The organism is Ruegeria sp. N7, from assembly GCF_056531345.1.
The window spans coordinates 24,544-38,733 of record NZ_JBQFLR010000017.1 but is presented as its reverse complement, the minus strand read 5'-3'; the positions used below and the strand labels follow the sequence as shown (position 1 = coordinate 38,733).

The 14,190-nt window shown below is 54.5% G+C and carries 11 protein-coding genes; 4 read left to right on the top strand and 7 right to left on the bottom strand.

The features are described from left to right. Positions 1 to 429 precede the first annotated feature (429 nt). The 3 genes from ACR0ES_RS16415 (at position 430) to ACR0ES_RS16405 (ending at position 5,138) form a co-directional block, all read left to right on the top strand. Positions 430 to 1,917 (top strand): NAD(P)/FAD-dependent oxidoreductase, encoded by a 1,488-nt coding sequence (locus ACR0ES_RS16415; RefSeq protein ID WP_480871318.1) that lies wholly within the window; start codon positions 430 to 432, stop codon positions 1,915 to 1,917. Positions 1,918 to 2,298: 381 nt separating this feature from the next. Next, positions 2,299 to 4,263, top strand: coding sequence for a hypothetical protein (locus tag ACR0ES_RS16410; RefSeq protein ID WP_480871317.1), 1,965 nt, complete (start codon positions 2,299 to 2,301; stop codon positions 4,261 to 4,263). A gap of 65 nt (positions 4,264 to 4,328) precedes the next feature. Further along, positions 4,329 to 5,138, top strand: coding sequence for an FkbM family methyltransferase (locus tag ACR0ES_RS16405; protein WP_209507445.1), 810 nt, complete (start codon positions 4,329 to 4,331; stop codon positions 5,136 to 5,138). A 35-nt stretch (positions 5,139 to 5,173) separates the two neighbouring features. Here ACR0ES_RS16405 and ACR0ES_RS16400 read toward each other — a convergent pair whose 3' ends face one another. The 3 genes from ACR0ES_RS16400 to ACR0ES_RS16390 form a co-directional block, all read right to left on the bottom strand. Then, positions 5,174 to 6,199 carry a glycosyltransferase family 2 protein gene (locus tag ACR0ES_RS16400; protein ID WP_480871316.1) on the bottom strand — a complete coding sequence of 342 codons (1,026 nt, stop codon included), beginning with the start codon at positions 6,197 to 6,199 and terminating at the stop codon, positions 5,174 to 5,176. Next, the gene (locus tag ACR0ES_RS16395) at positions 6,196 to 7,689 is read right to left on the bottom strand and encodes a hypothetical protein (protein WP_480871315.1); all 1,494 of its coding nucleotides are present in this window, start codon (positions 7,687 to 7,689) and stop codon (positions 6,196 to 6,198) included. The genes ACR0ES_RS16400 and ACR0ES_RS16395 overlap by 4 nt, the downstream gene beginning before the upstream one ends. A 183-nt stretch (positions 7,690 to 7,872) precedes the next feature. After that, positions 7,873 to 8,583 (bottom strand): methyltransferase domain-containing protein, encoded by a 711-nt coding sequence (locus ACR0ES_RS16390; RefSeq protein ID WP_170347013.1) that lies wholly within the window; start codon positions 8,581 to 8,583, stop codon positions 7,873 to 7,875. A gap of 620 nt (positions 8,584 to 9,203) precedes the next feature. Here ACR0ES_RS16390 and ACR0ES_RS16385 point away from each other — a divergent pair. Then, positions 9,204 to 9,743, top strand: a complete 540-nt coding sequence (locus ACR0ES_RS16385; protein WP_480484434.1) for a VPLPA-CTERM sorting domain-containing protein — start codon at positions 9,204 to 9,206, stop codon at positions 9,741 to 9,743. A gap of 68 nt (positions 9,744 to 9,811) precedes the next feature. Here ACR0ES_RS16385 and ACR0ES_RS16380 read toward each other — a convergent pair whose 3' ends face one another. Genes ACR0ES_RS16380 through ACR0ES_RS16365 form a run of 4 tightly spaced genes read right to left on the bottom strand, consistent with a single transcriptional unit; the run spans position 9,812 to position 13,861 of the window. After that, the gene (locus ACR0ES_RS16380; RefSeq protein WP_480484435.1) at positions 9,812 to 10,696 is read right to left on the bottom strand and encodes a glycosyltransferase family 2 protein; all 885 of its coding nucleotides are present in this window, start codon (positions 10,694 to 10,696) and stop codon (positions 9,812 to 9,814) included. Next, positions 10,677 to 11,510, bottom strand: coding sequence for a CpsD/CapB family tyrosine-protein kinase (locus ACR0ES_RS16375; protein ID WP_480484436.1), 834 nt, complete (start codon positions 11,508 to 11,510; stop codon positions 10,677 to 10,679). The genes ACR0ES_RS16380 and ACR0ES_RS16375 overlap by 20 nt, the downstream gene beginning before the upstream one ends. Before the next feature lie 31 nt (positions 11,511 to 11,541). Beyond that, on the bottom strand, positions 11,542 to 13,083 hold the full coding sequence (locus tag ACR0ES_RS16370; protein WP_480871314.1) for a GumC family protein: 1,542 nt from the start codon (positions 13,081 to 13,083) through the stop codon (positions 11,542 to 11,544). A gap of 1 nt (position 13,084) precedes the next feature. Next, the gene (locus ACR0ES_RS16365) at positions 13,085 to 13,861 is read right to left on the bottom strand and encodes an ExeA family protein (RefSeq protein ID WP_480871313.1); all 777 of its coding nucleotides are present in this window, start codon (positions 13,859 to 13,861) and stop codon (positions 13,085 to 13,087) included. Positions 13,862 to 14,190: the final 329 nt, after the last annotated feature.

Below are 14,190 nucleotides of genomic sequence, written 5' to 3'. Positions count from 1 at the left end.
TGAAGGACATCACAGACGCAGCCTGAAAAATGCGTTCAAGATTCAGGTAGAGCGCCGAGCAAGAGGTGTGTGGATTCAATGTATGTTTCGCTTCCGGACGGGGAGTCTTGGTTGGCTGTGCCAGTCAACAATCATCGTTATGTTTCAGGGTATTGTGGAAAACGCGTACTGTTTCGGGCGGTGTGAAGGACCGTCGGCCTCGCACAGCCGGGACCGACTTTCGGCACAGGCAAATCGGTTTGGGTCTGACATCGATTTGCAAAGAAGGACGCAAGTGCGGTTCGTCAAACTGGATGGTTGATTTTCTGCGCGGAAGGGGTGGAGCTCAAAGCGCAGGAGCCCCGTTTCGGGAGCTGACAGGATTTTGTTGTGAATCCCAGATAACCTCTTGTAGCCTTAGGTCAGTGTTTTGGTATGGGTGTTAGTCATTTGAAAAAAGATATTGTTCCCGTTGTCATCATCGGTGGTGGCCCTGCAGGGCTAACAGCTGCCTATGAACTTCAAAAACTGAGCGACGCACATGTTCCCCGGGTGTTTGAATCCTCGGACATGGTTGGTGGCATCTCGCGAACTGAAACGCATAAGGGCTACCGCTTTGACATAGGCGGACACCGGTTCTTCACCAAAGTTGGCGAAGTCGAGGATATGTGGCACGAAGTGATGGGGGACGATTTCATCACCGTGCAGCGCATGAGCCGCATCTTCTACCGCAACAAGTTCTATGATTATCCGCTGCGGATCTTCAACGCCCTTGGCAACATAGGCCCTTACGAGACCTACAAGATCATCGGCAGCTTCATCAAATGGAAGATTCGGCCCAAACCGCAGGAAGACACCTTTGAAGAATGGGTGATCAATCGCTTTGGCGGACGGCTTTACATGCATTTCTTCCACAGCTACACCAAGAAGGTCTGGGGTATTCCACCGTCGGAAATCCGGGCCGACTGGGCCGCGCAGCGGATCAAGAACCTGTCCCTGCCCAAGGCGGTCTGGAATGCGATTTCGGGTGCCAATGATACGGCCAGCCTGATCGAGGAATTCCAGTACCCCCGTCTGGGTCCTGGCATGATGTGGGAAAAGACCCGCGATCTGATCCAGGAAAAGGGCGGTTCGGTCGAAACCCGTTCCGAAGTGGTCCAGGTGAACCGTGATGGCAATCGCGTCACTTCGATCGATGTGCGCCACTGGACTGAAGATGGCGAAAAACACACCGAACGGGTGGAGGGCGAAGAATTTGTCAATTCGATGGCCGTTCGTGATCTGATCCATGCTTTTGATCCGCCGCCGCCGCCCGAGGTCGTCGAGGCGGCAGACCGTCTGCGATATCGTGATTTCCTGATCGTGACCCTGATCCTGGATCACGCCGATCCGTTCCCGGACAACTGGATTTACATCCACAGCCCACAGGTGAAGGTTGGTCGCATCCAGAATTTCCGAGCCTGGTCTGCAGAAATGCTGCCCGATCAGAATACAGCCTCGATCGGGATGGAATATTTCTGCCAGAAAGGTGACGGGTTGTGGTCGTCAAGTGATGAAGATCTCAGGCATCTTGCCAGTGAAGAGCTTGAAAAGCTTGGTCTGGCCAAGGCCAGAGACGTCATTGATCACGCGGTTATCCGGCAGCCCAAGGCCTATCCGGTCTATGACAGCGAATACAAAGAGGCACTGGACACGGTCAGCGACTGGCTGAAGACGCTGGAAAACTTCCAGACCGTGGGTCGCAATGGTTTGCACCGCTACAACAACCAGGATCATTCCATGCTGTCGGCGATGTATGCCGCCCGCAATATCATGGGCAAGAACTATGACGTCTGGGACGTCAATGTTGAGCGCTCTTATCACGAAGAGTTTGAAGCCAAGCCCAAGCAAAAGAACCAGACTTCTTCAGAGAATCTTAGTAACAGGGCGGCGCTTTGAGACGGGACGACACCATCTCGGGCAGAGCGAGTAATCTGGTGTAGGGATTCGGTGCGTTGTGCAAGGTCGTGCGACGTACCGTTCAAGGTGCGCTTCCAAGCGTGTAATATGGAACTGAAAACAGATCAGCTTGTTCCGACATATTTCCGGAACCAGCTCTGACACCGAGTATTGAGGCGCTTCTTTTGTTTTCGATAGCCCGCCAATGCTGTCTAATCTGCTGTATTGATGTCGCATCACACGTGTAATGCACCTATTCGGTAAAAAACTGACAGCACAATATGACTTGCATGTTACCAATACATTGGTGGTCGAATGGAACGATATTCGGCATTGGGTAATGTTCACCTGCTACATTTTGACGAGTTCATATAAGATGTGATGGTATTGCGCCTTTCTTTGTTTTTGATTGCACTAGCCGGTATTTTGCTGGTCGGACAGGATATTGCGGCAACATTGTCTGCAAAAGCCGCTTTGGCGGACGGAGCATCCCCTTATTTCGTGGCAGATGACGCGCTATTTCTTTACATCTGGGTTCCCCTAGTTGCCTTGTCGGCTTCGGCGTTTTTTCTGGCCCCCGGTCTGATTTTGGCATGGGGAATTCGCACGTCCGGGGATCGGTTTGAACATTGGCTACTTAAAGGGTTTACACTTTCACTGTTTGGTGTCCCCGCCATCGCGGCGCTGGTTCAGGTTGTCAGCAGTGTTCAGATGACCGAAACCGCTTTCATAGTGCTGATCCTGCTGCTTTGCCTGATGGGTCTTTACCTGTTTCCGAGCGGTTCTGAACCCAAGATATTTCAGGGCAGAGGCTGTGATATAGCAGGCATGGTCCTGCTGCCTCTGGCTGTACTGTTGCTGATGTCTCCTAAATTCTATTGGGAGGTGCTGAACGATGACGGCGCACACAGCTTTCTGAACGCAATGCTGTTTATAACTAGAGGTCTGCCATTCTGGCCTCCGGAATCCGGTGCAATCGGAGGGTATCCAACCCCTAAAATGATGACGGAAACATTCCTGCAGGCCGGGTTTATGCGGATATTCGGACCGTATGAAATCTCTATTCGCCTTGCCTATCTACCGGGTGTTTCGATCTTGTTCGGGGTTATGCTCGCTTTTGTGCGCCCCAGCGAAACGCGTGGCGATGTGCGGGCAGTGCTTGGGCTGGGTATGGCTCTCCTTTTGTTTTCTTTTGTGATGGCATTCAACCCATCCTACAATCCGTATTTCGCTGACATCGCACTGCCCATGGCGCGTGAACCGATGATCCTGCTGGGGGTGCTGGGTTATATCCTGTTCTTCAACGAGCGCAGGTTCGGTTGGATGGCGGTTGTATCCACTTTGACCTTGCTGACTGCGCCGAACGGTCTTCTTCTGATCGGATTTTTTCTGATATCCTATTTTCTTCTAACCCGCCCTTTCCCGTTCCGACAGGTGATCATTGGGGGGGGGATTGCTCTGGCCATCTTGGTTTTGGCATCGCTGTTTGAAATGCTGTTGGGGGTGGTGGGAGTAATAAGCCTATCCACAGAGTTCAATACCAGCAGCATCCTGAAGCGCCTGCGCTTCATTACGATATTTGATACCGGGCGCATTCTGTTCTGGTTGTTACCCAGTGGAATTTTGCCCGGCTTAGCTTTACTGGCTTGGCGCTGGCAGGACAAGTTGTCCAGAGTGCTGACGCTGTCTGTCATTGCGTATGTTTTGTTCTTTTATGTACAGGCTTACCGCATTCTGCCACATCATTTCGCGCCTGCAATGATCATACCGCTGATCATATTCTGGCGCCTGCGTCCGGTTCAGGCGGCTCCTACGCCAGCTCTTACCTGTGCACTGACCGGGCTGGCGATCAGTCTCTGGATCAGTTGGCCTGAAACGCTGCGACCGTTCACTTTGACCCGGGATCTGGCCGATCGTATCGCGTTCGAAGTCGATGCTGGGCCATTCCCCGATCCAAAAGAAATCGGCGCAGTTCAGGCACTGATCGACGAGGCCTTTCCACCAATCTGGACACAGGCCGAGTTGGAAGAACGATACATGGCCGGTGCGCTGTCGGTTTACGTGTATGCTAGGATGTCACCGCGGAAAGATGCCGCGGCGGACTACTTCATTCGAGCAACAGATGCACCGTTGCATGCAGGTGAAAGCATAATTGGCAATGCAGTTGACAGTTGGGTGCTGGTGACGCGGGACAGTGCGGTCTACGAAAGCGATCTGCACAACACTGGGCAGCCGATCAGTATCGCACCAGTTTATCATGTGCCATTTGATATCATTTTCGGACGCGGTGCGCGTGAGATACCGCACCCGGTGTGGGACATCGCAAGGGTTGCCGGACTAAAATAGCCGGTAGCTGTGGAACTATGTATTTGCCCGGAAGAACGATAACGGGCAGTTAAATGGAGAACTCTATGAAGCAAAATCTTGCAAAACTGGTTGAATCATACCCGGTCCTCCAGAAGCCTGCCTATTTCGCCTATATCGGCGTGGTCAGCGCCCGGAATGTCAGCCGCCGGTTCGCCATGAACAATCTCGGCTACCTGCCCAAACGTGTGTCTGACAGGGGCCAGGACATGTGGGTGATCAACGAAGTCTATAATGGCAAGCGCAATGGTTTTTTTGTCGAGCTTGGTGCCGCCGATGGATTCTCAGACTCAAACACGTTCGCTCTGGAAAAGCATTATGGCTGGACCGGTTTGCTGATCGAACCCAACCCGGTCAATTACCATCGGATTACAAACTGGCATCACCGCACGGCCACCCCGGTTCCGCTGGCGGTTGATCCCGAACCGGGAAAGCTGGAGTTCATGATTGACGGCCAGCGCAGCAGCCTGCTGGTGGATGAGGCCGACAATATGACCGAGCGACGCGCTTCGAAACTGGCCCGGTTCCGGGAAAAGGGCAAGGTTGTTACGGTTGAGGCCGTACCTCTGGATGAGGTGTTCGATCGTTATAACGCGCCCAAGGATATCGATTACTTCAGCCTGGATGTCGAAGGGTCGGAAACGCGGATTCTGCGCAATTTCCCATTCGACAAATACCGTTTCCTGGCCATGACAATCGAACGCCCGACGCCGGAGCTCAACGAGTTGCTGTTCGCCAATGGCTATCATTTCGTGCGCAATTCGCTTTACGACACGTTCTATGTACATGAGAGCAACCCGCGCTTCGATCAGGTTGAGAAATTACCGTTCGAACAACTCCCCGCGAAGCAGTTCTGAACCTGCCTCTGGCACGCCCCATGTCGCGCGAACAGTCAGTTCCGCGTGACATGGAGTTTCTGTTTCTGCCCCAGCACGTGATATTCGAACAGGCACCAGACATAGATGGTGGCCGAGTAGACATAATAGACCTGGTGATAGAGCAGGCATTTGAATGCGAACCACGGTCCGCCATGCCCGGACATGGCGCGCACCAGATCGAAATTGGCGACAAAGGCGGCTGCAAGCAGCAATAAGGGCAGGGGCCATGCCCCCGGCCAGAATGGCAGGACCAGAAGCGACAGCAGCAACAGCCCCGCAATTGCAGCCCGCGCCCGCTCGGCCATTGAGGTGTTCAGGTCATCCGTCAGCCCCTCACGCGAGATCATCAGCCGGGCCCAGGGCAGGGCGCGGCAGAAAATATCCGTGCTCAGGCTGTTGCGGATGGTCCAGACTTTCAGGTGTTTACCCTGCAGCTGTGGCTCGACAAGGATACGGCGACCGGTCCCCGCGATCCGGTAACCCAGTTCGATATCCTCGATCGAGGGGACCTCATAGGTTTTCACATCAAAGCCACCGACCTCAAGAAACACGTCGCGCCGGATGGCACCACATCCGGCCCAGAAGGTGCGCGCCTCGCGGCGGGCGCGCTGATGGTGATAGCGGTGCAGAAGGTTCTTGTAACGCGAAAACCACGATTGCCCATCCGGCGCGTCGTCATAGGATCCGAACACGGCGCCGACATTATCCTCGGACATGGCACGGCGGATATGCTCCGGGCCATCGGGCCAGGCGATGACGTCGGAATCGACGAACCACAGGATGTCACCGGTGGCGTGTTCGGCGGCCAGGTTGCGCGCAGCCCCCGGTCCGCCATTGACTGGCGTGGTCAGAACCGTGGCCCCCATTTCGCGGGCAAGGGCCGCAGTCCCGTCCGGGGACTGGTCATCGACGACCAGAACCTGCTGCACCTGGCCGGTGTTCAGCATTTCAATCAGGGGTGTCAGGACACGGGGCAGCAGACGCTCGGCCTTGTAGGCGGGCATGACGACGCTGATGGAAAGGGTTTGATCTGAAGTCACGAGGTTTCTCCGGCCGCGCCTTGCGACACTGACGAACGCTGAACAAGAAAAAGAAAGGCAGCCGTAAAGGGCAGTAGCCACATCACGCGCGCACCATATCGGTCTGCGGGTTGCGAGACCCCGCCACAGACCAGCGCATTCACTGCAATCCCGATCAGAATGAACAGGGCGAATAGTTTTACATCCCGCGATACGCTACCCGACCTTACCAGAATAATTACAATAAAGATGAACGATGCAGCATAGATGATACCGTGCAGAAGATCGACGGCTTCGATCCAGGATCTGTCTTGGGCTAGGTTCCCTTTCTGAATCAGATCGTACTGAGCCTCATCGAGGCGGGCCAGGCCGCGCGCGTTGGTTAATTCCACATCCGTCGGAATTGTCATGGCGATGCTATAGCGCATAATCTGGTGATAGCCGTTCTTGGCCAATGCGAAAGACGTCGCAATAGGTTTGGATAGGAAGACCGCCTTGGCAAAGTCCCGCTGCGCCAACGCTACTTGTTTCTGATCTTCTAGCGACATCAACTGGAACGACCCCAGCCGGGAAGAGCGTTCGAAAATGATATGGGATGGGGTTAGCCTGTAGGGATCATCCGACCATGTAAGTGCTTCGTGTAGCGCGCAGGTTGGTATATCTGCATCCGGACAGACATCATCCAGATAGTCCATCCCGGGCCCGTCAACGATAAGCCGAGCAGTGATATGCGGGGTATAGACAACTTCCTTGTTCATCTGGGCTTCAACGGTGATCTGGAAGGCCTTGCGCTCGGCCGCCGCAAGCGTCAGGAGCATCACCATCAGGACCGTCGCGCGCCAGCGCCCCGGCATCCTGCGACCCAGGGCCGCCAGAGCGACAAAGGGGATCATCAGCCCTGTGATCGCCAGGTGCGATGGATGCAGCACAATGCAGAACAGAGCCAGCCCCGAGATCAGAAAAAGCTCCCAAAGGCGCATTGTCTGCCCAAAGGCGGTGAGTGCCGCAATCGCGATCAGAAGAATTGGTGCGAATATGTCCGGCATCATATAGGCGATGTAAAACGGCAAAGAGGTGCTGGCCGCCGCCAGAAGCGGGATTGCGGTCATCAGCATTGTGTTCTGCGCACCGTCCAGAGAACGGCCAGCCGTCCGCGCCAGCATCCAGACCGCAAAAAGCGTGGCTGCCAGATGGATGACCGGAACAGCGAAAAGGGCGTCGGCGCGAAAAAACGCCGCTATGATGAGGCCATAGATCAGCGAGCGGGAGCCGGTCGCAGTCCCGTCGTCATCTGCGGTGTAAGTGCCGCCCGTCGTGCTGGTTTCGTTCACCGGCGGCAGAAGACTGTTGAGGGCCACGCTGCCCTGCCGGATATAACTGCCTGTGTCGAAATAATAGAGCGGACCGCCGTTGATCAGAAACACGGACAGACAGGCAAGAACCGCCAGCGTGGCCAGCAGGGCCGACCGGGTATGAAAGGCCAGTTTGTCCGAAGGTGCCGATACGCTCATGTCATTTCCGCAGCATTTGATCCGGTCGCGCGGGATGCAGCCACGCCTGAACTGGGCCCGATGTCCGGGCGCGGGTCATTGAAATTTGAAACAGACGTGTTCATCAGCGTTCCTGGCGCCTCCGTCCAGCGGGCTTTGGGGCCGAATTCCACTGTGGCCGCCGTCCGAAATCGTGCTAAGCAATCATTTGATAGCAAGAAAACCTTCAAAACAAATATACTTCTGAATACTCATCACATCCTTGAAACCGGCCCGGCCCAGTAGATCCAGATTGCCCTGGGTGGAAAACGGCTCCAGCACGCTTTTCAGGCTGCGCGCCTTTTCGACGATTTCCTCGCTTGAGAAGCCGTTGCCGATTTTGAATTCGTTGTAGAGCTGAGTCACAAGATCCTGGAACCGCGCATCCGGCCCCCGGACCTTTTCGAACATGACAAACGCCCCGCCCCAGTTCAGGGTGTTGTAGATCTTGGTGAACAGTTCCTGCCGGTACCGGGGCGGGATGAACTGCATGGTATAATAGCTGACGATCATGTCCGCCTTTTCCATCTCCATATGACGGGCATCGTCATGAAGAATGGAAATGTTCGGGACATCCGCGCAATGCGCTTCGGCGACCTTCACCATTTCAGGTTCGACATCGATGCCGATCCAGCGTGCGTCAGGCTTTCCCGCATTATGTTCTGCCAGCTTGCGGATCAACTCTCCGGTCGATGTGCCGATTTCATAGCAGAGACTGTCATTGCGGACGAAGAAATCGGAAACCTGACAGATCAGGCCGTGACCCATTTCATAAAGAGGAACAGACAATTTGATGTGGTCTACAAACGTATCGGGAACACTGCCCCCAAAGGTCCAGTTCGCATTCTCAGCGGCTATGTTCTGGCCAACGCCCATGCGCAATGTCTCCTCGCTAAATAGGCAGGCACTCGAAACAAACGGCTAAACTGCAACTTCCGATTGATAATGCGTGCCTGAACTTGGTACAATAACAAGCCAAAGCTACACGAAACTTTCTGGCCATCGAAGGAGAAATACGGCTGAGTTCAGCTTTCTTCCATTTTTCCGTTCAGATGCGGTTCGCAGATATTCCAAATTGAACAATTAGGCCAAATAGTTGGGATTGTTTCGCAGCTTTGCGACGGATAGTTGCCTGCCATGTGAGTAAGGCAGTTTCGATTCCACCTAAAGACGGATTGGTTTGGTGCGGGTTTGCATCAAGGAGCCCCGAAGACTATGTCTGGAGCGGGACGGAGACCTCAGAAATTTTGGAAGTCCACCGCGCTCTCCCAGACGCAGATTCGTCTTATTCAAACGATTCCGGTTCTCAATGCGGAAACAAAAATAGTTACATTCGACTATTGTGCTGCGTAAAGCAGCTCAATGCCCAGAAAAAGACACATTCTTTCGAAAAATCCTTCGCAATCAAATTGAAATGAATTATGAATGACTTCAGTAGGTGCCCTGCCGGGATTTCGAGCGGGTTGTGTGTATAAAAATCAAAGGTGGGACTTTGCATGTTTAGAAGTTTGAAAATGATGGCGGCGGGGATTGTTGCTGCTGTGATGATGGCTGGATCGGCCAGCGCGCTGACCTCGGTGACGGCAGGCGGCAGCTATGACATTAAATCGGATACGGCCTTTATCGGATCTGTCTCCACACTCGGTGGGCCTGGTTCGTACTCGGTCAACTTCACATCTCCGGTTGATCCGCTAATAGCGACGGCAAATGCATCGGTCACCATTCGGGTACTGGGTGCGTTCACAGGTCTGACCATGAGTTGGGTTGACGCGGCAAACCCCGGCAACGTTTTGGCAAGCACAGCGGTTCTGGGCGGCATCCAGACCACGCTCAGCACATTGTTTAGCAGCGTGAGCCCGAACTCCCTGAGCCAGAACCTGGTGTTCAGCTGGGCTAATGCGCAAGCGACGACGAATGGTGGTCCGATCAGCTTTGACTTTGACGTAGCTGCGGTTCCGCTGCCCGCAGGTGGTCTGCTGCTTTTGACTGCGCTTGGCGGTTTGGCCCTGACGCGCCGCCGCAAAGTAGCTGCCTGAACGGGCGCGCAAACCCGACAGATTAAGACAAGGGGCTGTGTTTTGCGGCCCCTTTTTGTTTGGCAAGCTCAGATGTCGCCACTCGCTGCCTGGCGCAGCATCCAGATCATCCTCTGACATCTAAGCCGGAACAACGTGGCAATCGCCCGCCAGGTTTCTCCTGTCGAGGCCAATTTGCCGCTGGAGATGACTTTTGGTGCATGCACGATCGCACTGGCAGGCATGGCCAATCCACGGATTGCCCATCGCAGCCGCGCGCCGGGGTTGGTGCCATGCAGCAGATACGCCTCTTGTGTCGTACGCTGCCACTTGGTTTTGAGCGCGGCCCAGTCCTGACGGGACGGATGGCTGACGCGAAAGTCGTCCCGGTATTTCAGGCTGTAACCGCGCGCGACCGCGCGCATGGTCCATTCCCGATCTTCCGATACACCGTTGACGAATCCGCCGATCGCATCGAACACATCCCTCCGGGTCAACAGGTTTCCTGCGCCGGAAAACCCCTGAACCTCGATATACCTGCGGAAGTTGAATGCAAAAACAGCCTCGAACGCTTCTGCGCCGCTGCGCGGGGGTGGCGTTTCGTCAAAGACATCTACCCGGCCACCAATCAGATCGGCCTGATCCGCGATCTGGCGCCCGACGGTCAACCAGTCCGGCGCGGGCACACAATCAGCATCGATGAAAAACAGTCGGGGCGCTTTGGTTTCGGCAACCCCGCGGTTGCGGGCATGGGCCGCGCCCTTTTGGGGTTCCACAACAAAATGCACCTCGGGAAAGGTCTGGCGTATCGTGTCCAGCGATACCGGAGAGTTGTTGTCAACGACGACGATTTCCGTCGCCGTCAAATCATTCTCTCTGAGAGCCTGAAGGCACCGTTCCAGCCGGGGCAAATCGTTATAATGGGGAATAATTACCGCATCAGTCGGTACAGCGTCAGTAGGAGCCGTACTCATTGCCAAAAGTCCCGCTGATGTACCGACATTTATTCAACACAATACCCATGACGCTGGTCAGTTCTGCCAGTTGCCGCTCGGCCACGTCGATATGATCAATGCTGGTCTCTTCGGCTGCTGCCAGAAGCAGGGCGCAATCAACATTCCTAAGAAATCCGTGGCTGTCATCGCTCATCATCAGGGGGGGGGTGTCGAACAGAATGATGTCGGGTTTGTATTCTGCTTCGAGTTGTTCGAGAAATTCGATTGTCCGGCGGCTTTGCAAGACTTCCGCCGGGTTGCGGGTGGACGTGTAATTAAGTCCGAAGATGACGTTCTTGCCATAACGCTTCGCATGTTCGTGAAACGGTACGGCCCCCTGAATGACGTCAGCCATGCTGTAGCTGCCGGTTTGCTTCAGAATCTCAGCCAGCCCCCTGCGCCGCATATCGAAATCGATCACGATCGTGCGCAAATCTTCCTGCCGCCCCAGGCTGAAGGCCAGATTGGCAGCTGTCGTGCTTTTGCCGCATCCACTATAAGGGGAAGTCAGCGCTACCCGATGCCAGTTATTGGAAAGGGTCTGCTGCAGCATCTTGGTGCGCAACATGTCATAGGGCGTGGCGTCCGCACCCCCATGGAATGACATCAAACGGTTGCGAGAGACAAAGCGTTGCTCGATCTGTATCTCTGGCACAGCCAGCCAAATATCTTGGTCACCGCTTTCTTGCGGTGCCGGGGACTTCTGTATGTCTGCGGGAGGCACAGGCTGAAGCTGCTGCCGGCTGTTGCGTTCTTCACGCGCTTTCTGAATAGCTTGCTGAAGACGGTCCATTACAAATCCACCAAATCAATCGAAACAATACTCACCAGAATGTCTCCAGTTTATCCATGACCCTCTCTGCGATAAGATCGAGGGGCAGATAATAGGTGTGCACCGTCCAGACCGCAGCGGGAACCCCGACTAGAATGGCTAATATGATTCCACCCCATACGGTTCGCTGCAGGATAACTTCACCCCTTGAAGGGGCATAGGGAATGGTGGCAATCGGCCAGACCTCAAGCTTGCTGATCAGGTCTTCCGGCCGACGTACAGATCGGTTCAGGATTTCCAGCAGAACCACAAGCCCCAGCCCCAGTGCGATGCCAAAGGCTGCTCCGCCTCCGGCAATCATCAGCCGGTTCGGCTTGGCCGGTTCGGTTGGCGTGGATGGGTGTTCAATGACGGAAATACGCTGCCCCTGGGACGTGACTTCGATCCGTTCTCCGGTCGAAGCATCGGCCAACCGACTGACAGCGACATTATACTGGGTTTGAATATTGTCGTGTTCGCGCTGCAATTCTGCAAGTGTGATGGCATTGGCCGGGGTCTGGTCAATCGTCAGGGTCAGTGCGTCAAGCCGGTCCTGAAGCACGCGGCGTTGGTCTTCGAGTGCCGCAATCTGCGAATCGACCTGTGCCAGTTGCAGGTCAAGGGACGAATTGCCCGTCTGTACGTCAGGTTGCGTCGGGGCTGTTGCTTGTTCGGCAGCCACAACCTGCTCAAGCTTTTCGATTCTTGCGCGGAGCAGTTTGATCTGCGGGCTGCTACCGGAATAGATCACAAGCTGGTTGTCGAGCTGATTTTGTAACTGACTTAGTTGTTGTTGTGCCGGGGTCTGATTTTGCGGCGAAACACCGACAACCTGACCCGTAGAACTGAAGATGCTTATGAGGTTTTCCCGTTGCGCCTGGAGGGAAAATATCTGCTGGTCGGTCTGTTCAAGATTGGTTTGTAGCGCCCCTTGTTGAGCCAGCCTGAACTGTAGGCTGTCAGGTAGCGCATCAGAATTGTCATTCTTGAATTCAAGAATGCGAGCGCTGCGCTTGCTCAACTCATTACTCAGGCGGTCGACTTCCAGTTGGAAGAAGGCCAGCGTGTCAGTGGCACGATCCTTACGATACGAGACGTCCAACTTCTGGATTTCCGTCAGATACGCATTCAATACGCCAGAGGCAATCGGGCCGGTCCGAGCCTCGAAACTGATTGTCATTAGGTTGGCCTGATTGAGGCCACTGGAAATCCAGATCGAAGTGTTCTTACGCATGGCTTTGACAATCTGATCAGGGCTTGCCTCATCCTGGTCAGCTAGAACCTGAAACTCCCGGGCGATTTCCAGAAGGATCGGGCGGGTCAGCAGGCGCTGCTCGATGATCTGAAGCTGTTCCGCCGCAGGTGTCGTGACGGTACTTGCCGCCAAATTTCCCGGAATCTGCGGCGATTCAACGATCAGGCGCATCGTTGATACATATGTAGCGGGTAGTGCTCTGGCGACAATGAATGACGCAACAGACACAACTAAGGCGACGACCAGAAAATACGGAAACCGCCGCAGGAAAATGGAGAAATAGTAGCGTGCAGGACCCATCTTAGACCGTCAGCTCCTTCTCAAGTGAGTTTCCGCCAAAGAACACGCCATCATCGATCACCTGATTGATGATGGTTTCGTCGACCTTATCCGCTTCATTTGTCCAGGCATAAAGCAGGGCAAAGTCGCAGAACTGATTGACCAAGCGCGGCACACCGCGGGTCTGCTGAAAAATCACCTTGCAGGCGTCTTCTGTAAACTCACCACCGGACCCGCCGGCCGTTTTCATTCTGTGCCTGATATAGGCTTCGACGGATGACTCATCCATCCGTTCCAGGTGAAAACTTGCGGCCACGCGCTGCGTCAGCTGGCGCATCTTGGGGTCCAGAACCATGTCGCGCAATTCAGGTTGACCAACCAGAACAAGCTGGATCAGTTCGTCCGTGTTCGAGTTGATATTGGTCAGCATACGGATTTCTTCCAGACCTTCGACTGTCAGGTTCTGCGCTTCGTCAAAGATCAGGACCACCCGCCGCCCTTCGGCATATTCCGCAACCAGAAAATCCTGCAGATCCCGGAACAGCTGAACATAGGGGGCGTCGTTGTTAATTGGCAGGCCCAACGCATGCAGAACCCATTGCAGCAGCTCTCCGCGGCCACCTTGCGCATTCGAGATCAGCCCAACGGTGATCGACTCTTCCATTTCACTCAGAAGATGCTGCACCAGGGTTGTTTTCCCAGCCCCGATCTCGCCTGTCAGCACTGTAATGGGTGCACAGCTCATAATACCGAATTGCAAGACAGAATAACCGCGCTTGTGCAGCGGTGACCAGTACATGAATCCGGGGTCCGGAAGCAGTGTGAAGGGCCGCCGATCGAGCCCGAAATAGTCTAGATAAAACCCGTCACTGGACGCCATTGCACCTCGGTTGCCTTCCGCCTTGTCAAACCTCGTACCGGCCCCCTGGAGATTATCCAAACTTAAACTCTGAACCACCAGAAATCCCTTACATAAAGAACACGTCACATAAACAAAAAGTACTTGGGTACTAGTTTGTCACAAAATCAAGATAGCAGGCACCACTAAACTGCACACGCGGTGAATTGACCTTTCCGCTTTCTCAATCTGAGGTGATCGGCGCGATTGTTTCCGTTGCGCCCTTATTG